We start from the raw sequence: 19,372 nt of genomic DNA, 5'->3' as shown, positions 1-19,372 counted from the left end.
GAGACGGGGCTTTCGCTTGTTCGGAGCACAGCGCCAGAATCCGCGCTGAGTCCCCGTGCAGCTCAAGCGAGACGCCACCGCCGCCATACGGCGCCACCACGGTCGTTTCGATCATCGACCGGATCGCCTCAATCGCTTCGTCCCGCAGGTCAGGGTCCTCCAGCAGGCTCTCCAGTTCCGCCACACGCCGGCGGTAGGCTTGCGCCAGGTTGGGATGGACCAGGACTGCAGGGCGCTCCGCGGGATCAGATAGCTCGGCGCCCAACAGGCACTTCTCGCGCTCGAGTTCGGCGAGGCGCTGCTTCATCGACGGCTGGTAAAGCCCGTCCTCGATCGCCGCCATGATCCCGTTGATCTTGCGCTGGATGGCTGCGAACGCCGCAGTAGCATCCGTCTGCCGGCGCTCGGCCTCGGCGGCGCTGCGATTGCACTCCTCCTGATAGGCACGGGCGAACTCGGCGACCAGCTCCGGCGTCAGCAACTGCTCGCGCAAGGCCGAAAGGATCCGCTCCTCGAGCTCCCGGCGGTCGATCGTCCGTTCGTTCTGACATAGGCCCTTGGAACGCCGACCAGCGCAGCCGTAGCGCCCGGCCGCGACCAGCGTGTAGCGGGCGCCGCAACAGCCGCAGGTGAGAAGGCCCGACAAGAGGTACCGGCGCCGATGGGCGCGGTTCAGGGCGTTGCCTTCCTCATTGCGGCCCATCTCAAAGGCGGTGGCCTCTTGGCGGCGCTTGGCGGCTTGCCACAGCTCATCATCGACGATCCGTAGCTCGGGGACGCTTCTGCGCTCCCATTGCTCCTGAGGGTTCGGGCGCGCCAGGCGTCGGCCGGTCGAAGGATCCTTCACATAAGAGCAGCGGTTCCAAACCAGCTCCCCCGCGTAGAGTTCATTGTTCAGAATCCCGGTACCGCGCTCCTTCTGGCCGCGGATGGTCGTGTCGAGCCATGGGCGTCGATCGGGACCGGGAATGGCTTCGCCGTTGAGCCGGTGGGCAATCCCGCGAGGGCTCACGCCGTTGGCAAACAGCTGGAAGATTCTGCGGACCGTCGCCGCCTCGGCCTGATTGATCACACGCTCGCCGCGCTCGGCGCCCTGGACGATGTCGTAGCCAAAGGCTTTCCCCGAGGCGGCGCGGCCCTGCAGGATGCGGCCGAGCTGGCCGCGCCGCGTCTTCTCGCGCAGGTCGGCGATGTAGATCTGCGCCATCGTCCCAAGCATACCGACATGCATCGTCTCGATCCGCCCGAGGCTAACAGCGTGCAGGCCGATGCGGGTGAACTGCAACTCGTCGTGGAGGCGGGCGATCTCCGAGAGCTTGCGCGACAGTCGGTCCAGTGCCTCGACGACAATCACATCGAACTTGCCGCGGCGGGCTTCCGCGAGCAGATCCTGATACCCTGGCCGATCGATAGTCGTTCCTGAGATGGCGCGATCGCTGAATACGGAGACGACCTGCCAACCCTGAGCAGCCGCATAGCGCCGGCACAGCTCGATCTGGTCCTCGATCGACGCATCGCGCTGGTTCTCGCTGGAGTAGCGGGCATAGATGGCGGTGCGGTTGATCACGAGCGATCCCTCGCCTTGTCCAGCAAAACACCGACCCGGCGGCTGGCCTTGAGGTTTTTGGCTCGAATGTAGTGGCGCTCGGTGGTCGAGCGATGTTTGTGCGTGAGGAGATCGGCGGCGGCAAAGATGTCGTCGGGAGCGTCCTCTGCCAACAATGTCGCGCCCATCGAGCGGAACAGGTGGGGGTTGATAGGCCTCCCGGTCAGCCGAGCAGTTAACTTGGTGATCCGCTCATGCAGCCAGTAGGGGTTTCTATTGACGCCGAACTTGCACAGCCAGAGGTGGTCGGACGTGCGGGCTGCCGGGAAAAGAACCCGTACTCTTTCCAGGTAGCAGGTCAAGGTATCGAGCAGGACCGAAGGGAAGGGCATCTCGATCGGCGCTCCGGTCTTCGTTTGCTCGCCTGGAATCTTGATGTTCCAACTGCTGCCCGCTGGGATGAGCTCGGCGCCGATCCTCAAATTGGAGAAATTGAAGGTCCTTAGCGGCCGTCTAATGAGCAAGGCAAGCTGCAGTGCGTCGCGGAAGCGCGTCGCAGCCTTTGGGGTAGGGCAGCCTTCGCCAAGCGCCTTCTGCGCGTCTGCGAGCTCCCTGCGGGCAAGGCGATCAAGCTGAATAATGGAAGGAAGATCGCTACGCTCTTGCCGACGGGCGGCTACGATTGATTGCAGTCGATTGCAAGCATCCTGAAGCCATCGCCAGCTGAGCTCGGGATGCATGGCTTGAAGCGTCACCTTTAGCCCGACGAGCAATGAGAGTTGAGAGGCTGGGGCCATGATCGGCGCGATGTGATCAAAGTATGCCTCGACTGCCTCGGGCGTCGCGCGCTCCGCTGGGCGCTGCTCGACATCAAGTTGGCCCGACCAGGCGAGATAGCCGAGGAAGCGGCCATAGTTCTGGATATTCGTCCTGCGAGTCTGCGGGCGCCAATCCGCGCCCTTGCCCTCCGTGCCAAAGAGGCTGCGCTTCCGGGTCGCGCACTGCCATAGCTCTTTGTCAATCTCCGGCCATTCTACGAACGGGAGCGAACGCCGAGCTGGATCGATATTGCGGCGTTTCATTCTTCGCCTCCCTCGCCACGGTCGCTCTTTTTGGCGAGGATTTGATCCAGGCGTCGGCTCGCCGCTTTGCCGTTCCGTTCCGCATAGAAGGTTGCGGTCGTGGACGGCGACGCATGGCCAAGGACCCGAGAAACATCTGCGATCGATGCTGGATCAATTTCGGCACAGACCTTTTGGAGGAGGTGACGAAACAGGTGCGGGTTGATCTCAAGACCAGCATCCGCTGCGGCAGCGACGATCTGCTCATACATCGCATTCTTTGATCGCGGCCCCCCCTTCTCGCCGGGAAACAGATAGACGCCATCCGAGGAGGGGAGGGCTGGCCGATGACGTTCCAGGTGCTCCCGGATGAGCTCGCCGACCCCGGCGTTCAACGCTAATTCTAACGCCTGGTTTCCCTTCATGGCTGCCGGCGGAATGGATAAGATGAACGAGTTGTCCGGCTGCCACTTCAGCCAGTCGAGTTGGAGCTTTCGCAAAGTCGACACTCGCAGCGCGACGTGAACGAGCAGGGAAACCGCTACGGCCTGTTCCATCCGCTTGGCGGCGCGATAAGGGTTCTTCATTTTCCGTGCTTGAGCGGCCGCCCGCGCAGGCATCGTTGTCAGCAGGCGGTAGTTCTTGTCGTCGTCAAACTGCGCCAGCCTATGTCTGTTTTTCTCAGTAATCTGATTCTGGCGCTTGGGGCGGTTGGAGCAAAGTCGGTCAAACCCGGCGGCCTGCTCCGGGGTCAGCTGTGCGAAGTGCTTCGCCAACACCCGCAGCTTGCTCGCGATTTCGAGCACGCGCCGCTCCTTCTTGCCGAGGCGCTCGTACTCGAACTCCAAGGCTATAAGGAGCTTGTCCGAATTGCAGAGGCTGGCCAGGCCTTCGATCTCGTCCAGCTTCATCGCGCCCGATTTGACGAGCGCGGTCGCGACCTGCCGGAACATGAAGAGCTGACTCTTGATTGTTTCCGGCCGAAGAGGACGCAGGAGCCCTTCTCCGCTGAAGATCGATGCGGCCTTCGGCTTTGCGGACACTCGCTTTTCCCAGGCGGCGAGGTCTGATTGGAAGCCCGCGGGCAACGCAGAGAGCGGCAAGACGTAGGATGTCGGTTTTGTCGGAGAGCTCAGCCGGGTTTGCGGCCAGCCGGGAGTTTCGCGAGCTGCACGATTCCAGCTCGAGATTGTGTTGTGAACGATATCCTTCGGGTTCTTGACCACTTCCGATTCGGCTAGTGCCGCTAAGAAATCCACAAGCGTTTCGGGCTTGACTTCGGGCGGCGACATCATGCGGTGGGAGCAAAATTCTGCGAAACGCGAGAGCCCGTGTCGCTGAAAAGGAATCTGGATCTGGCCGATCAGAGCGACCCATTCGGGATTCCAGTTCTGTTTGACCGCAGAGACGCCTTTCGGCCCGACAGGGGCAAACCTCTTCAAAGCGAAAGCGACGCTCGAGCGCAGCGTCTGCAGCGATTTTTTCTTGAGGCCGAGCTTGGCGGGCTTTGCGTCAGCGAACACCGCACGTACCGCCGCCGCCGTCGCGGGAATCTCGGCGAGCGACCGGCCGGCGATCGCTCCGAAACGGTTCAGACCAGAGAGAATATCACGCCGGCGCCCTTCAGCCAGGCTGTTGTCCTCCGCGATGCACGCATGGATGTCGGCGATCGTCGCCGCCCGACGCGGCGGCGCGATGGAATGCACCTCGTTGGCGGAATCGGGCGTCGCCTCAGCCGGCTCAGCCCAGGAAAAATCAAAAGCGGTCTGCTCCATCGGGAACTCCGTTGGTGGACAGGTATGGAAAGAAGTGGAAGCTGGGTGACGCGCGTGCCGAAACGGGAACTAGCACACGTTCAATCTTACGGCGTTCGGCTGGGGACGATTTCCCGACGGGCGGCAAGCCATTGAAGTTGTTTGATGTTGGCAGACACGTCTGCCCGCAGGTCAGAAGGAGTTGCGCTTCTCGAAACGGACGATCTCGTCGTGTGAAATGCGGAGAGACCTTCCTATTCTAACGGCGTTGAGCTTCTTGCTTGCGATCAGGCGACGAATAGTCTTCACATTGACTCCCCATCGTTCCGCAAGTTCTGGAAGCCCCATCAGCGGGATCAGATTCCTAGTCATGAGCGCGGCCAGCCACACGGGCAGATCTCAGCGTCCCTTGTGGGGAAACAGCCATCGCTTGTTGCCGTGCAAGCAGCCGCACCAGCACAAGCAAAGGCGGCATGGGCGTCGAGCTGATCCGTCTTGACCGATGTTGATCGAGCGCTTCTGTCATTGCGGTCTCCGTCGTGTCCACGGAGGCACTTTTCGGTTGATCGGCGCCTTTTTTCTAAAGCGCTAACTCGATCAAAAATGCGCGTTACAACAACATGTAGGCTAGGGGCAGCGCAGGATTGCTGGAGCTCAAGCTGAGCTGCCTCTTTCTAGGAGGCAGAAAATAGTTATATTTATTGTATTATCTTGAATGTCGGCCGTTAAGAGCCGAGACAGCAGATCTAACCGCTTCGTCTATGGCTCGATAAGGAATGTCTTGCGGTGTCGGAGAAAATATATCAAAAGCTTTGTATACAGTAAAGTTAAATATACTTGATCCGATTCCTGTATTTGGATCAACCGTATGGGTAATTTTAATGGAAATCATTTTTTCATATTTGATGGCTATACGAAGTACTAAATCTCTCAAAGCAGAGTCGGCGGTTTTTCCTCCTCTTGAATCGCCGATCTGCTTGGTTTCGTGCTCGGCGACTGCGGCTGCATTCTGCGCTGCCCGAGAAAAATATAGAATCTGAGCTGCCAAGTCGGCTGCCTCTGCAAGGTCGCCCCCGTCGGCCGTATTCAAGCTTGACGAGATTATAAGAAGACCGTGTCGATCTAATGCTGAAATGTGCTCTCGGGCCTTCGATAAGTACTTGGCGAGTGCTCTTAAATGCCTAGCGGTTGCAGCGGGTCGTCTGCGCTTGCCTTTTTCTAGCCAATAGAAACTGCAGAGATCCTCGACGGCTAGCGCAAATTCCTCAATGACTTCGCGCTTGAATGCGTGCCCGGCCGATGCCGCCCGGGTCAACAAGAGGTCCACAAACGTCTCCTTTGCTTCCGTGGATCTGCCACTGAAGCTGCCTCCGCGACGTGCTTGGCGCTCCTCGAATGTCATTCAGGCTCGTCGAGCAGCACATCAAGCGCCGCATGTGGGTCGAAGCCTATAACGCGAGCCAGCGCAAGAAACTCTACCACATCAACCCGGCGTTGGCCGCTCTCGATGTTCGCGATAAATGGCTGATGGCGGCCCAGCTGCTCGGCTACGTCAGCTTGGTGCAGCTTGGAGCGCACGCGATATTCTGCGAGCAGCTCTGCCAACCTTTGATGCCGAGCTGAACGGAAAGATGCCATGAGCGCCCTAACGGAGAGGCGATCATGGGTAGGAGGTTGACTGCTGAATCCAAAAAATAGATATCTGCTTATCGGATGTTTGCGGCAGTCGGAGAGTGTGGTGAACGACTACAGCGGAGGGGCTTTTGACGATCGGGCGTCGGTGTCACCCGACGATGTGGCCATGAATTGGCTAAACTCGCTCCCGCTGCGATGGAGCAGAAATGCAGTATTGGCAATCTTGGTCTTCTCCGCAGCCGCAGCTCTGCAGATAGGGCAACTGACGGCTACCTGGCTCGTTCTGCTTATCAGCGCCGCCTGCATTATGGCGGCGATCGCTGCGTACCTACTAGGGTATTGGGCGGTATGGAGCCTGCAGACGCGGTACAGAAATGATGCTGCTGGGATTTCCCGGGCTATCCTGACGACGTGGATCAGCGGCGCTCTCCTAATCACCGGGTTTCCCGTCATCCTCTATGATCTGGCGATCCAGTTGGGCTTCCCCGGCGAACCGGTCGGAATATGGAGATGGCTGATGTCGCTTCCGATCAGCATCGCTATTGCCAGCGTGGTTGGATTGGTTTCCAGAGTCGGTCTCAACGGCGCCATTAGATCCGCTGCTCGCACAAATGAGGCCTGACTCCGGCACTGTCTCAGCTAATCCACTCCCAGTGGTCCAACAGAACATATCCCCTTGGGCAGGCCGCCTTACCTCGGGAGAAAGTTCCTACGGCTCGGCTGGCGTGGCGGTCGCCGTTGCTGACGTCGGTCGTGTTTCATTGGTGTCGGCCGCCATTTTCGCCCCGTTCATAACTAAAACTCTGTTCTCGCTGTGATCCAACTGGAGCTTCTCGGGCGAGAGCGACGCGAGACGAGCGATTACACATTCGTGCCGCCCGGCCTCCGACCAGGTCGAGACTTAACGCCCGGCAAGGCGGGAATAGGCCACTGATGATAGTCGAGGTCGTCGCGTGCTCACAGTCCACACCGGGTGAGGGTTCGGCGCCTGTCGACTCAATCTCGAACAGGCAATCGTCGATCAAGCGCACCGGCGTGCCGTCTTCAAGCGCGCGTAGTCGGTGACGGTGAGGTTCGGATATAGTTGGAAGACGATCACGGTGTAGCGGTTTCCGTCATCGTCCTCGCACAGCTCGCGATAGAGCTCCCGGTGCGCCGCGGGAATCTCGCTCGAGACCTTGTCTTCAGTGCCGGAATTTTTCGGCTGAGCGCCCATCGCAACCTCCCACGCAACTGAGGACGGAACCACCGGCCGTCGCTGTCGTTCCGTTCGACGCGTGCGAAGCGCAGGGCGAGAAGGTGCTGCAGATGGCGAGATCCAGGCGGCTGCGGATCGCGACGTTCAACATCAACAACATCAACAAGCGGCTGCCGAATTTGCTCGCCTGGCTCGACGACACCCGGCCCGACATCGTTGCGCTGCAGGAGCTCAAGGCGAAGGACGCTGACTTTCCGGTCGAGGCCGTCGAGGCGGCGGGCTACAAGGCCGTCTGGCAGGGGCAAAAGAGCTGGAATGGTGTCGCGCTGCTGGCGCGTGGCTCTGAGCCAGTTGTGACCCGTCGCAGCCTTCCAGGCGACGACGATGACGACCAGGCCCGCTATATCGAGGCGGCGATCGCGGGGATCGTCGTTGCATCGATCTACGCTCCCAATGGCAATCCACAGCCCGGGCCGAAGTTCGACTACAAACTCGCCTGGATGAAGCGGCTGATCGCGCACGCGGCCGAGCTGAAGGCTGCCGGCGTGCCTGTCGTCCTGGCCGGCGACTTCAACGTTGCTCCGACTGAGATCGATATCTATCCGACCCGCTCCTGGGATGACGACGCATTGGTCCAGCCTGCGCCGCGGCGGAGCTTTCGCCGGCTTGTGGATCAGGGCTGGACCGATGTCGTCCGACAGGTGTTTCCGGATCAGCGCATCTATTCGTTCTGGACCTATTGGCGCGGCCGCTTCAGTCGCGACCACGGCTTGCTGCTCGATCACATCCTCCTGTCTCCCGATCTGGGGGAAGGCCTCGCCGGTGCCGGAGTCGACCGCGATGTACGCGGCAAGGAGGGGGCCAGTGATCACGCGCCAGTCTGGGCATTGATCGAGCGCTGAAGGCCCTGCGGAACGCGCCAGGCGATCCGGCGTTGAGTCGACCAGTTTCTTTGCGTTCGGGTGGTGTCGGGTATGGCAAGGCGGCCGCGTCGCGTGCTGAGGGCTGCGCCTGCCGGCGAGGTGCTGCGCAGTGCGCCGGTCCGGCCGCGGCGCGGCGAGCCAGATCTCTTCGCCGATCCGATGCCGGCCCGGATCGAACCCTGCCTCGCCCTGCTGAAGCCGAAGCCGCCGGAAGGTCCGGACTGGCTGTTCGAGGTGAAGTGGGACGGCTACCGCCTGGCGATCCATCGCGACGCCGGCGGCGTGCGCGTCATCACTCGCGGCGGCTTCGACTGGACGCCACGCTTCCCCGCGATCTCCGCTGCTGCGGTCGAGCTCGACGCCGGCAGTTTCATCCTCGATGGCGAGGCGGTGGTGCTCGACGAGAGCGGGCGCGCCGATTTCGGCCTGCTGCAGCAGGCGCTCGGCGGCCGGGGCGGCAGGCTGCATGCCGAGCGCGCCATGCTCTTCGCCTTCGACCTGCTCTATCTCGACGGTCACGACCTGACGCGCATGGCGCTCAGCGAGCGGCGACAGATGCTGGAGGGGCTGCTCGCCGGCGAGACCGGCGCGATCAGGCTGAGCGAGGAGGTCGAGGCCGCCGGCGCCGAGTTGCTGGCGCATGCCTGCAAGATCGGCCTGGAAGGCATCATCGCCAAGCGCCGCGACGCGCCCTATCGCTCCGGCCGCGGCGGCGACTGGCTCAAGATCAAATGCATCCAGGCCGACACCTTCCTGATCATCGGCTATGAGCCCTCGAGCGTCGCGCTTGGCGGCATCGGGCGGCTGCTGCTCGCGGCCAAGGGCAATTATGGTCTGACCTATGCCGGCAGCGTCGGCACCGGCTTCACCGTCGACAGCGCGACGGCGCTGCGCCGGCAGCTCGACCGGATCAAGGCGCAGTCGCCGCCGGTGCGGATGGCGCGCAAGGGCGTCGTCTGGGTGCGGCCGAAGCTCGCCGCCGAGATCGCCTATCGCGGCTGGACGCATGACGACAAGCTGCGCCATGCCTCCTTCAAGGGTCTGCGCGAGAAGGCCGACGAGGCGCAGGTTTACCGCCTGGGCGGATGATCAAGCCCGTCCCCGCCTACCTTCGGTGTAGGCGGCAGCGAAGGCGCCGAAGTCCGGCGCGAGAATGTTATACTTCTCCGCCAGGCCGACGAAGATTCCCCGCACCGTCTCGGCCTCGATCTCGTCGCGCAAGGCTGCCTGACAGGCCTTTATCGCGAAGTCATGGCCAGAGGCGCGTCTACTCGGCGGCCAGTCGACCAGGAACATATAGGCTTCCATCACTGAGGAAATCGCGGCCGGGTGCCCGAAGCCGACCAGGATGACCACCGGGCGCTCAAAGTGGTCTGAATTCCTCGACCGCAAGTCCCCGTGCTGCGGGCGACGAACGGGAGCTGTTGCCATAGCCATATCCTCCGAAAAGCAACATGGATCCGGGTTGACGACCTTCGGCGTCGAAGGTCGATCATGACATTTTGGTATTCCACATCGCGATCGCAATACGCGGGTCGCCGCAGCGGATCGCGTCAGAGCGTCTTGCCAAGTTCGCGCGCGACAGCCGCGGCGCTCGATCCAGCCTTGGCGACCGCCCGCTTCAGCTCTTCCTTCGAAACGCCGAACTTCTTGGTCCAGTAGCGGACCTCGTAATCCTCGCTGAGATTGATGCGGCTGCGGTCCTGCGGTCCGCGTTCGCTCTTGTCGTCGGCCATGGCGGTTCTCCTTTCGCGGGAAGGACTCGTCAGCAAGGCCCTGGTTCCATGCTGTGCCAGCTGGAACTAACCTCATAGCAGCAACGTAGTTGGTGGTATGACGCGAGAACTGAAGGCCGGCTTGGCGAGGCTCATGCTCCTCTGGCCCGACCGCCGCACCGATCTGCTGCAGGTGCAAGCCCCTGCGGACCTTTATGAGGCCTATTCGCTCGCCTGCGAGGCCGTCCATTGGTGGGGGAAGCGGGCCGGCAGCCCCGAGGCGGCCGCCATCGCAGAAGAGTATCGAGAGCTGATCGCAGCGCTCGAACGGGAAATCTCCGACGCACTGGTCGAACGGACGCCTTGAAGCCACCAAATCCGGACTGGGATCAATGTCGGCAAGACTGCCGAGGCGGATGCAACAAAAAACCCGGTGGCCTCGGCCACCGGGTTGTTCAGATCCGATGAGGTTGGATCAGAACTTGTAGCTGAGGCGGGCGCGGACGACCGAGAAGTCGGTGCCAACCTTGCCGGTGCCGACGATCGTGGTGACATTCTTCTCGCCGAGATCGACGTAGAGATACTCGACGCCGCCGATCAGGTTGTCGGTGAAGGCGTACTCGATACCGCCGCCGACAGCGAAGCCGCCGGTGTGGGTCCGGTCGGACGAGAAACCGATCAGCGGGATCGAGGTCTTCACGTTGCCGTAAGCCCAACCACCAGTGGCGTACACCAGGAAGCGGTCGAAAGCGACGCCGGCGCGAGCGCGGACGGTGCCGAAATACTCGGTCTTGACGCTCGCGCCCAAGATGTTCGTGCCGGTATCGAGGTCAGCGCCCTGGAAATCCGCTTCGGCGCCGAGCACGAACTGGCCGATCTGGTAGTTGTAACCGACCTGGCCGCCACCGATGAACCCGTCGAGGTCCCCGATGCTGACAGCGGCGTTGGTGTTCACGTTGCCCCAGCCGTAGCCGGCGTTGGCACCGACGTAGAAGCCGGTCCAGGTGAAGGCGGGAACGTAGACCGGAGCGGCGACCGGGCCCTTGCGCGACGGCAGGTCGGCGGCTGAGGCGGCGCCGGCGGCGATCAGGCCAAGGGCAGCAACGCTGGTGAGCAGATATTTCTTCATGGCTATCTTCCTAGTCGTCAGGTTCGCCGAGGGACTGGCTGCTAGTTCGACGCGGTAAAATCTACTAGGGGTTGATGCGCATGTCTGTTGCAATTCAAGCACATTGAGCGGGCATCACCGGCAGTCGTTGCAGCCTCCTATGGCGGCCAGCGGTCTTTCCGCCCCCCAGCGGTCACTCTCGTCTATGCCATGCCGGCCGGCTGATCACGCCCTTGCGGCCGCATTTCGAGCAGCGATAGTGCTGGCCGATCTCGGGCACCGGCATGTCCGCCGGCAGCGCGTCCGCACAGATGTCGGCATGGTGGCTGCAGGGAATTCCGCAGAACAGCGACACGTAGCGCACGCCCTGCGCCCGCATGTTGGCGAGCGTCATCGGCCGGGGTGCAACCCTTGGTCGGCTTGACTCTTCGGGCTCGTCTGTTCTCATTATGTTCTCATATCCAGGGATTTGAGACATGTCAGCCCAGCCAGCCGACCAGAGAATCGAGGACACTTCCCTTGACGCCGAGATCACCGGGGTGATCACCGATCTGCTCGAGGAGCACGGCTCGGAATCCGCGGCGCTGCGGGCGCTCGCGCATGATTTCCTCGTGCTGCTGGCGGACGCCGACCGCTCGTCCTCGCGCGGCTTCCTGCGCGGGCTGTTCTCGGAAGGCGCCCGGCCGCCACGCGCCGATGACGAACCCTGACCCGACACCGCATCCGGAGACGACGCTTGAGCATTATCCGTGGATCATCGTCCGGTTTCGCTGCACACGCTGCCGGCGCTACGGCGATGCCAGGCTCGCGCGGCTGGCCGAGAAGTTTGGAGCGGCGGAGACGATCGCCAGCCTGGTCGAGCGCTTTCGCGGGGCATGCCCGCACCGTCCGGCCAAGCGCAATGGCCGTGTCGTGCACCACAAGCAGCCCTGCGGCGGTTACTGCCCCGATCTCGGCTCCACCGTTCCGCCGGACCTGCCGCCGAGCCTGTCCGGTCTCAGGCTGATCGAAGGAGGCAAGGGTGACATGCTTCCGGCCGAGCCGAAGGCACCGCGTCGGCGGCGCCGTGTCGGCGCGTACGAGTGAGCGTCAAATAAGGGTCGGAAGCGGACCTCTGAGCGACGCAACTGACGAGTCTCCGTTGCTGTCTAGGGAGCAAGGCTGTCGCAGTTAGTCGAATAAGCGGCGCCTTTTGCAGCCGCTAGTCTGTCTTTGGCTGCACATAGATGGAGTCGCAGAACCTCCTGCCCTACGTCCTTACGGAGCTGAGGCAGCCGCCTCTGCAAGCGAGCGAAATTGCGGTTTGCAATCAGCTCGATACGCTCTTCTAATGGATATCGACGATATTTTTGAGCATCTTTGAGTTGCGCGTCAGTGAGCCTGCCAAGCTCCCGGTAAACTGAATGGCAGAGATCGTCGGAGAGACGGCATCGAAAGGTCGCGTGAAAAGTCGTGGTCGTTGACAACGGCGCTGACTGTGAAGAGGGAGCCACAGCAACTGACGGGTCTGTAAATCCGAACAAGACCAGCACTGCAATGAATAAGCGCATGGATCTTTCCAAAATGGCACGACAACACTGAAGCACGCCAACTCCGGAAATGCATGTCCTTCGCAGGTCGGCTCCACCTCGCTTGGGTAGAAAATCGCATGTGCGGTTAGCGTACGTTTGACGTCCGCAACGGGGCGAATGCGGGCATTCCCGATGTCCGCTTCAGAGCTCAGGCTAGCGCGACGCTGAGCACCGGCCTAGCTTCTCGGGATGTGCAATCTCTACAGCCACACCCGCAATGTCGAGGCGATGCGCAAGCTGTTCGCGCCGTTCAATGACGGCGGCGCGAACTTCGCCAACTTGCCGCCGCAGCCCGGCATATTCCCGGATTATGAGGCGCCGATCATCCGCAATGAAGAGGGCGAGGCGCGCCTGGCGATGACGCGCTGGGGCATGCCCTCGTCGAAGAAGGCGCTGCTCGACGCCGCGACGAAGCGCGCCGACAAGCTCCGCGCCAAGAACAAGCCCGTCGACTTCGACCAGCTGCTGGGGATGGAGCCGGACAGCGGCACGACCAATGTCCGCAACACCTCGAGCTCGCACTGGAAGCGCTGGCTCGACGTGCCTCATCGCTGCCTCGTGCCCTTCACCAGCTTCAGCGAGTTCAACAAGGAGGCCGGCGGCGACATCTGGTTCGCCTTCGGCGAGGAGCGGCCGACCGCCTTCTTCGCCGGCATCTGGACGCCCCGCTGGACCTGCGTGCGCAAGATGAAGACGGGCGAGGAAACCTGCGACCTCTTCGCGTTCCTCACCACCGAGCCGAATGCCGAGGTCGGCGCCGTGCACCCCAAGGCGATGCCGGTGATCCTGACGACGCCGGAGGACTGCGCCGTCTGGATGACGGCGCCCTGGGAACAGGCCAAGGCGCTGCAGCGACCCTTGCATGACGGCTCGCTGACGATCGTCGCCCGCGGCGTGAAGAAGGACGATCCGAACGACCCAGCGCTGTTCCCGGCGATCAAGCCGCCGGCGCAGGGAGATCTACTTGGATGAGTCATCGCGAGCGAGCCGGAGCTTCTGAACTGGAACCCGCTGGCGCGCTCAACGGCTGCCTCGCGGGGCGGCGGGATTCCCGGCCCGACTGGTAAGACGCTCCACGACTGGCGTGATGAGATTACGGCGGGATGCCGTCAAGGGGTGTGCTGCGCCACAAGCAAGTATAGCCCGCCGCACTGCAGTAGCCGCCGATCGAGGAGATGTTCAGGATGTGGCCGCTGCGTGCGCGGCGCATATCACCGCTTCGCCCTCAAGCTGCGGGCACTTGGCCGTCAGGAGTGTATTTGTCGATGGCTTCAGGCAACCGTCTCGAGAGGCGAGCCACGATCTCCTCACGGCTGAGCCCGGTCTGGGCCGCGAGCCGTTCCATGACGTCCGGGCCGATGGCCTGCTCGAGGTCCTGGCCGTCGATCTGTTGGTTGGCACCCGTTCGGACCCAAGAGTCGGCGGCATCGCCGCGCCCGGCCTGCCTGAAGCGCTCGAGCAGTTCCTGGATGCCGTTGCCGAGAAGGCTGCCAACGCCGCCCCCGGCAGCGGCGTTCGGATCCTTCAAGACCCCGTCGATCCCAGCTGGCGCGCCCAGCGGCCTTTCGCCATGCTGTGCCCCGCCGAACCATTCGGCCAGCTTGTCGCGGTTCTGGTAGCCGGCGATCGCCAGAAGCCCGAGCAGGGCTGTCATCGACGGAAAACCGTTATCGCTGCCCATCGCAAATCTCCATTTTAGGGTGTCAGGCGTTGCGGCGGCTGATCATCGACCAGGCGACGAGCAGGATTACCGCGCCGACGACAGCGCCGATGAAGCCAGCTCCCTCGCCGGGCCGATAGAAGCCCATGGCCTGGCCAAGATAAGTGGCAACGACCGCGCCGATGATGCCCAGGATCGTGGTCAGGATGAACCCCGAGGGTTCGTTTGAGCCTGGCGTGAGAAACTTCGCGACGACGCCCGCGACAAATCCGATGATGACCGTCCAGATGATGCCCATGGATGCCTCTTGCTGTTCAGCGCTGACTCAGCGGCGGCCATCGGACAACCTGCACGGGGCCGAGAAAGTTCCAGCTGACCTCCTGGCGGCCTTGCCCGGGTGCTGTTCGCAAAAGGATCGGTGCGGTCACGACCATCCTTCTGGCGTCCGGACCGCACATTCTCGGGCGTCGCTTCCCCAGCCACCGCTGGCCTAGGCTCCACCAGTCGCGGTGCGCCAACAGCGGACTTTAGTGCTTGGCCCGGAAGCAGACATTCGCTCATTGTCGTCGAACGAGAGGACCTGCTGTCGACCGAAGCAGGCCCTGCCAAAGCAATTCGAGCCAAGTAACCTGGCAGGGCGCTTTTGTGGTTCGGAGGCTGGCCCTACCTTTTGTTCGGGCGCGCTGTCACCAGGGCCGCGACGGCATCGGCCGTGGCGGCAGACAAGGTCCAGCCGAGATGACCATGGCCCGTGTTGTAGAATACCCGTGGATCGCGCCCGCGCATGACCCTCGGCAGCATGTCGGGCATCATCGGCCGCAGGCCGGCCCAGGGTACGGCATGCCGAGTGCTCATTCCTGGGAAATGCTTGCGGCACCATTGCACCAGCGGCTCGATCCGGCTGGCCCGGATATCCTTATTGTAGCCGTTGAACTCGGCCGTGCCGGCAACGCGGAAACGGCTGGGCCCGAGCCGGCTAGTGACGATCTTGGCGCGGTCGTCGAGCAGGCTCGTCCATGGAGCGGCGGCCTGATCCGTCGCTTCCGGCAGTTGAACCGTGATCGAGTATCCCTTGACCGGATAGACATTGACGCGATCGCCGAGGCTGGCACCCAGCCGGCGGGACATGACGCCGCCGCAGACGACGATGCGATCGAAGGCCTCGCTTTCGACCTCTGCGTGCTTTCCGCCTTCGCTCGAGGCCCAGTTCACACGGATACCGTCCGCGGAGTTGCGCTCGATCGATTGAACGTCACTCGCGAGTCGCATGGCCACGCCGAGGCGCTCGCAGGCACTGGCAAGGCCGGTGGTGAATTTATGGATGTCGCCGGTAAAATCCGAGGGCGTGTAAAAGCCGCCGTAGAAATCGCCGTTCAGCGAGGGCTCGATCGCGCGGATCTCGTCAGGCGTGACGGCGCGGCGTTCCAGTCCGCCTTTCGCAAGAAGCGCCGATACCCTGGCAGCCGCTTCGAACTCCGCCTTGCTGTGGTAGAAGTGCAGAATACCGCGCTCCTCGCAGTCGAACGCGATGTTCTCCTCGCGAGCCATGCGCATCAGATGGGCGCGGGCCTCGATCGCGAGCCGGGCCGTCGTCAGCGTGTTCTCTTCGTATCTGGGGATCGACGCTACGAACTCGCCCATCCAGGACAGCTTGTGCCAGGAGGGTTTTGGATTGACGAGGAGAGGCGCGCCCGGCGTGAACATCCACTTGATGCCCTTCAGGACGGTCGCCCAACTGTTCCAGACCTCGGCATTCGAGGCCGAGAGCTGGCCGCCATTGGCGAAGGAGGTTTCCATCGCCGCGTAGGGCTGACGGTCGAAGACGGTGACCCGGCAGCCCCGCCTGGCGAGGTTGTAAGCGGTCGTTATGCCGGTGATGCCCGCGCCGATCACGGCGACGCGTGAGATATCCGATGTGCTCATAGGTGCTCCTGCCCGCACCATGCGGGTCATTGCACCCCCTCTGTCATTGGCCTGAGAGCTTCGTCGGGCCCGGTCATTCGAGCCTTGCGACTTTCACCATCGGCGCAGAACTGCCGTCCTGCTTTTCAGAGTCTAACCATCGCAGCGGTACTTTTGCCTGAGAGTTTCCGGGGTGGTTGCTCCGTCGGCGTCGTTCGAGTTCGAAAACCCGACGATCTCTCCCGCTGAAAAGAATACTTCGCGTTCCTGCGTCGACTGTCAAACCAGATTTTCAGTTGCGACTGCGCTCGCCCTCGCTGGCCGCATCAAGCCGAAATTGGGGAACCGAATGCCGGCCATGCGGGGACAATGCGTCGTCTACGCGACATCCCTCAGTTCATCGAGATTGGGAAATTGCTCCATGACGGCGAGAACATCATCGATATCCTGCAGGGTGTGGGAGGCGCTGACCTGCATCCGGACGCGCGCCTGACCTTGCGGCACGACGGGAAAAGAGAAGGGAACGGCGAGGATTCCGTTGCTCCGGAGATGACTGGTGAGCTCGACGGCCAGGAGCGGCTCGCCACACAGCACCGGCACGATGGGATGGCTACTTCCTCCCAGCTTCAATCCCAGTTGCGACAACCCGCCCCTCAGGCGCGCGGTCTGCCGGCTTAGATGATCCCTGAACTGGTCCCCGGCTTCCGCCAGATCGATGGCTGCAAGCGAAGCCGAGCAGATCGCCGGCATCAGGGCATTCGAGAACAGATAGGGCCTGGCCCTCTGTCTCAACCACGTGATGATCTCATTGCGCCCGCTGACATAGCCGCCCGAGGCGCCTCCGAGGGCCTTTCCTAGCGTGCCCGTCACAATCTGCACCTGTTCTTGTACGTCGAACAATGCGGGCGTTCCTCTGCCGCCCGGCCCGATAACGCCGACAGCATGGGAGTCATCGACAAGAACCAGCGCGCCGTATCGATGAGCCAGGTCGCAGATACTCCTGAGATCGGCGACGATACCATCCATGGAAAAGACGCCATCTGTCGCGATCAGGACCGTCCGAGCGCCGGCGGCTTCCTTGAGAGCCCGCTCCAGATCCGCCATGTCGTTGTTTCGGTAGCGGAGCCTGCGGGCTTTGCACAAACGAATGCCATCGATGATGCTGGCGTGATTGAGCGCGTCGCTGATGACCACGTCTTCTTCGTCGAGCAGTGCCTCGAACACACCGGCATTCGCGTCGAAACACGAGCTGAACAAGATGGTGTCGTCGGTCTGGAGGAATTGCGAGATTCGTCGCTCAAGCTGCTTGTGAACGGCATGGGACCCGCAGATGAAGCGGACGGAGGCCATGCCGAAGCCATCGACCAGCAGGCTCTCCCGTGCGGCGGCAACCAGTTTCGGATTGTTGGCCAGCCCCAGATAGTTGTTCGAGCACATGTTGATCAGCGAAGGCTCGATCTCGCCTGAAAGGATATCGACCCGGGCCTGCTGAGGTGAGCCGAGGATGATCTCATCCTTGTAAAGCCCATCGCGCCTTGCATCATCAATGGCCGATCGCAGCCGGCCGAAGAATGGCTCGAGCCCCATGATCTAGGCCTCCGGGTAGGCGACGGCCACGGACCAGTCAGGGTGCTCATGGCGCTCCCAGTAGACCTTCATGATCTCCTGCGTGACGACGCCGACATTGCCATTTCCGACAGGCTGCCCATTGACGATCGTGACCGGCATGACGCCGCCGGCCGTGGAGGTGATGAACACCTCATCGGCGCCAAGCAGGTTGTCGAGAGGCACCGGCTCGGCCGCATACTCATAGCCGAGCAGACCGCAGATTTCGAAGACGCTCTGCCGCGTGATCCCGGGCAGGACGCCGAAGGCAGGCGTCGTCAGCCGGCCGCCCTTGACGACGAAGACGTTGAACCCCGGCCCCTCCGCGATATTGCCATCGGTGTCACGGATGAGAGCCGTCTCCGCGCCCTGCTCATAGGCATCGTAGAGCCCACGGACGAGGTCGAGCCAATGGTAGTTCTTGATGGACGGATCGACGGATTTCGGGGGAATACGAACGATATCGCTGACCGCAACATGCAGGCCGCGCCGAAGCTGCTCCTGGTTGGCGACCGAGCCGAACGGCACCGCGAAGGCCATGAAACGATTGACCGATTGACGCGGATCCCGGCTGAAGGTCGGGGACGACCCGCGCGTGCAGATCACCTCCACATAGGCCGCCCGAAGCCCGGACAGGCCGACGCAGGTGTGCATGATCTCCGCCACCTGCTCCCGTGAATAGGGAATCGACATCCGCAGCTTCTCGAGACCGCCGAAGAAGCGGTCGAGATGCAAATCGAGACGGAAGAACCGACCGTTCCAGACATGGGCCGTGTCATAGGTTGCATCCGAATGCAGGAAGCCCCAGTCGAGAACCGAAATCTTGGCCTCGGAGATGGTGGTGAACGCGCCGTCGACATAGGCGACGCCGCGAGGATAGGTCCGGGTGTCCGGGACGACCTTTTCGACCCTGGGCCATGAGCGAGCACCGGCCGCCACCGCATTATGTTGCATGATCCTGTCCTGCTTCCTTGGCATTCCGCGGTCGTTCCGAGCGAAACGCCCCGAACCATGAGCTGCATGTTTTCATGCAATCTGCTCTGTTTTCATCCGCATTCGTGGCTGGCGTGAAACAGTGCGCTCAAATGCGTCGGCCAGATGAAACGCCGCCATTCCGGGCATGCGGCACTCCGCGAAGGCCTGCGAAGCGTGCCGGCAGCCAATGTCAGATCTTGATGCGAGGCTCGAATTTCACGCGATCGAGTGTGATCATGCTCTGGAATTTCCTGACGTTCGCGTTGGTGTAAAGCCGCTGCTTTACGAACGCATCGAACGCCTCGACATCTTCCACGGTGACCATCAGGACGAAATCCGCCGCGCCGGTCACCATGTAGCACTGGTTGACCTCGGGGGCTGCGCGCATCGCCCGCTTGAACTCCTCGACGAGATCGAGCCGCTCCCGGTCGAGCTCGACATTCACGATGACGGTCAGGGTCTTTCCGACCGCTTTGGGATTGATCAGCGCGATATCCGCCAGAATGACGCCGGCCGAGCGCAGGCGGTTGACCCGGCGCATGCATGAGGCCGAGGAAGACGCGACCTTCTCCGCCAATTCCGCAAAGGACAGTCGATTGTTGTCCTGCATCGCCCGCAGGATTCGACGGTCCAGATCGTCGAGTTGTTCGCTCATCGCCTCGCGTCCAGGTTCATGCGGCCACCCCGAGGTTTATCTCCACGGCGCAGCATGGAGGCTT

At 62.2% G+C, this 19,372-nt stretch carries 23 protein-coding genes and 1 riboswitch; of the genes, 7 read left to right on the top strand and 16 right to left on the bottom strand.

Translation table 11 applies throughout. The features are described 5' to 3' along the window. From CS1GBM4_RS24405 to CS1GBM4_RS24380, 5 genes are all read right to left on the bottom strand, one after another. Positions 1–1,567, bottom strand: a 1,567-nt coding sequence (locus tag CS1GBM4_RS24405) for a recombinase family protein (protein ID WP_186421360.1), incomplete at its 3' end; no start/stop codon positions are given. Further along, the gene (locus CS1GBM4_RS24400; RefSeq protein ID WP_186421359.1) at positions 1,564–2,628 is read right to left on the bottom strand and encodes a site-specific integrase; all 1,065 of its coding nucleotides are present in this window, start codon (positions 2,626–2,628) and stop codon (positions 1,564–1,566) included. The genes CS1GBM4_RS24400 and CS1GBM4_RS24405, both read right to left, overlap by 4 nt. Further along, the gene (locus CS1GBM4_RS24395; protein ID WP_186421358.1) at positions 2,625–4,382 is read right to left on the bottom strand and encodes a site-specific integrase; all 1,758 of its coding nucleotides are present in this window, start codon (positions 4,380–4,382) and stop codon (positions 2,625–2,627) included. The genes CS1GBM4_RS24400 and CS1GBM4_RS24395 overlap by 4 nt, the downstream gene beginning before the upstream one ends. A 685-nt stretch (positions 4,383–5,067) precedes the next feature. Further along, the gene (locus CS1GBM4_RS24385; RefSeq protein WP_186421357.1) at positions 5,068–5,688 is read right to left on the bottom strand and encodes a hypothetical protein; all 621 of its coding nucleotides are present in this window, start codon (positions 5,686–5,688) and stop codon (positions 5,068–5,070) included. A 71-nt stretch (positions 5,689–5,759) separates the two neighbouring features. Beyond that, positions 5,760–5,999, bottom strand: coding sequence for a helix-turn-helix transcriptional regulator (locus CS1GBM4_RS24380; protein WP_186421356.1), 240 nt, complete (start codon positions 5,997–5,999; stop codon positions 5,760–5,762). A gap of 100 nt (positions 6,000–6,099) precedes the next feature. Between CS1GBM4_RS24380 and CS1GBM4_RS24375 the strand changes: the two genes are divergently transcribed. Next, entirely contained in the window at positions 6,100–6,618 is a 519-nt protein-coding gene (locus tag CS1GBM4_RS24375; RefSeq protein ID WP_186421355.1) for a hypothetical protein, read from the top strand. 399 nt (positions 6,619–7,017) lie between these two features. Here the strand turns inward: CS1GBM4_RS24375 and CS1GBM4_RS24370 are convergent, their stop codons facing one another. Then, on the bottom strand, positions 7,018–7,212 hold the full coding sequence (locus CS1GBM4_RS24370) for a hypothetical protein (protein WP_186421354.1): 195 nt from the start codon (positions 7,210–7,212) through the stop codon (positions 7,018–7,020). 110 nt (positions 7,213–7,322) lie between these two features. Between CS1GBM4_RS24370 and xth the strand changes: the two genes are divergently transcribed. Together xth and ligD are read left to right on the top strand one after the other, a co-directional pair. Next, the gene (xth, locus tag CS1GBM4_RS24365; protein WP_186421367.1) at positions 7,323–8,096 is read left to right on the top strand and encodes an exodeoxyribonuclease III; all 774 of its coding nucleotides are present in this window, start codon (positions 7,323–7,325) and stop codon (positions 8,094–8,096) included. Between the two features lie 72 nt (positions 8,097–8,168). Continuing rightward, positions 8,169–9,206: a non-homologous end-joining DNA ligase gene (ligD, locus tag CS1GBM4_RS24360; protein WP_186421353.1), complete on the top strand. Its 1,038-nt coding sequence runs from the start codon at positions 8,169–8,171 to the stop codon at positions 9,204–9,206. Here the strand turns inward: ligD and CS1GBM4_RS24355 are convergent, their stop codons facing one another. Further along, on the bottom strand, positions 9,207–9,548 hold the full coding sequence (locus CS1GBM4_RS24355) for a DUF982 domain-containing protein (RefSeq protein WP_186421352.1): 342 nt from the start codon (positions 9,546–9,548) through the stop codon (positions 9,207–9,209). A 122-nt stretch (positions 9,549–9,670) separates the two neighbouring features. Further along, positions 9,671–9,853 carry a DUF3606 domain-containing protein gene (locus tag CS1GBM4_RS24350; protein WP_186421351.1) on the bottom strand — a complete coding sequence of 61 codons (183 nt, stop codon included), beginning with the start codon at positions 9,851–9,853 and terminating at the stop codon, positions 9,671–9,673. A gap of 133 nt (positions 9,854–9,986) precedes the next feature. Between CS1GBM4_RS24350 and CS1GBM4_RS24345 the strand changes: the two genes are divergently transcribed. Beyond that, entirely contained in the window at positions 9,987–10,199 is a 213-nt protein-coding gene (locus CS1GBM4_RS24345; RefSeq protein ID WP_186421350.1) for a hypothetical protein, read from the top strand. A gap of 108 nt (positions 10,200–10,307) precedes the next feature. Here the strand turns inward: CS1GBM4_RS24345 and CS1GBM4_RS24340 are convergent, their stop codons facing one another. Together CS1GBM4_RS24340 and CS1GBM4_RS24335 are read right to left on the bottom strand one after the other, a co-directional pair. After that, on the bottom strand, positions 10,308–10,961 hold the full coding sequence (locus CS1GBM4_RS24340) for an outer membrane protein (protein ID WP_186421349.1): 654 nt from the start codon (positions 10,959–10,961) through the stop codon (positions 10,308–10,310). Positions 10,962–11,133: 172 nt separating this feature from the next. Beyond that, positions 11,134–11,334, bottom strand: coding sequence for a hypothetical protein (locus CS1GBM4_RS24335; RefSeq protein WP_186421348.1), 201 nt, complete (start codon positions 11,332–11,334; stop codon positions 11,134–11,136). A gap of 82 nt (positions 11,335–11,416) precedes the next feature. Between CS1GBM4_RS24335 and CS1GBM4_RS24330 the strand changes: the two genes are divergently transcribed. The 3 genes from CS1GBM4_RS24330 to CS1GBM4_RS24320 all read left to right on the top strand — a co-directional run bounded on the left by CS1GBM4_RS24330 (position 11,417) and on the right by CS1GBM4_RS24320 (position 13,483). Further along, positions 11,417–11,650, top strand: coding sequence for a hypothetical protein (locus tag CS1GBM4_RS24330; RefSeq protein WP_186421347.1), 234 nt, complete (start codon positions 11,417–11,419; stop codon positions 11,648–11,650). Next, a complete protein-coding gene (locus CS1GBM4_RS24325) occupies positions 11,637–12,026 on the top strand; it encodes a hypothetical protein (protein WP_186421346.1) in 390 nt (129 codons plus the stop codon). Before CS1GBM4_RS24330 ends, CS1GBM4_RS24325 begins: the two co-directional genes overlap by 14 nt. A gap of 674 nt (positions 12,027–12,700) precedes the next feature. Further along, complete coding sequence (locus tag CS1GBM4_RS24320; protein ID WP_186421345.1) at positions 12,701–13,483, top strand: SOS response-associated peptidase family protein; 783 nt, start codon at positions 12,701–12,703, stop codon at positions 13,481–13,483. A gap of 253 nt (positions 13,484–13,736) precedes the next feature. On the opposite strand, the gene CS1GBM4_RS24315 is transcribed toward CS1GBM4_RS24320, so the two are convergent. From CS1GBM4_RS24315 to CS1GBM4_RS24290, 6 genes are all read right to left on the bottom strand, one after another. Then, complete coding sequence (locus CS1GBM4_RS24315; RefSeq protein ID WP_210201627.1) at positions 13,737–14,192, bottom strand: YidB family protein; 456 nt, start codon at positions 14,190–14,192, stop codon at positions 13,737–13,739. A 22-nt stretch (positions 14,193–14,214) separates the two neighbouring features. Then, positions 14,215–14,469 carry a GlsB/YeaQ/YmgE family stress response membrane protein gene (locus CS1GBM4_RS24310; RefSeq protein ID WP_186421344.1) on the bottom strand — a complete coding sequence of 85 codons (255 nt, stop codon included), beginning with the start codon at positions 14,467–14,469 and terminating at the stop codon, positions 14,215–14,217. Between the two features lie 365 nt (positions 14,470–14,834). Further along, complete coding sequence (locus CS1GBM4_RS24305; protein ID WP_186421365.1) at positions 14,835–16,079, bottom strand: D-amino acid dehydrogenase; 1,245 nt, start codon at positions 16,077–16,079, stop codon at positions 14,835–14,837. Between the two features lie 150 nt (positions 16,080–16,229). Beyond that, a riboswitch (glycine riboswitch) is annotated at positions 16,230–16,328 on the bottom strand. Between the two features lie 123 nt (positions 16,329–16,451). Next, on the bottom strand, positions 16,452–17,660 hold the full coding sequence (locus CS1GBM4_RS24300; RefSeq protein ID WP_186421343.1) for a glycine C-acetyltransferase: 1,209 nt from the start codon (positions 17,658–17,660) through the stop codon (positions 16,452–16,454). Between the two features lie 3 nt (positions 17,661–17,663). Then, the gene (locus CS1GBM4_RS24295) at positions 17,664–18,632 is read right to left on the bottom strand and encodes an aminotransferase class IV (RefSeq protein WP_186421342.1); all 969 of its coding nucleotides are present in this window, start codon (positions 18,630–18,632) and stop codon (positions 17,664–17,666) included. 211 nt (positions 18,633–18,843) lie between these two features. Further along, complete coding sequence (locus CS1GBM4_RS24290; protein WP_186421341.1) at positions 18,844–19,308, bottom strand: Lrp/AsnC family transcriptional regulator; 465 nt, start codon at positions 19,306–19,308, stop codon at positions 18,844–18,846. Between the last annotated feature and the right edge of the window lie 64 nt (positions 19,309–19,372).

The sequence above is a fragment of the Allobosea sp. CS1GBMeth4 genome (assembly GCF_900185715.1).
Lineage (GTDB): Bacteria > Pseudomonadota > Alphaproteobacteria > Rhizobiales > Beijerinckiaceae > Allobosea.
Note: the sequence above shows the minus strand (reverse complement) of the source record. Positions and strands in the feature narration are given on the sequence as shown.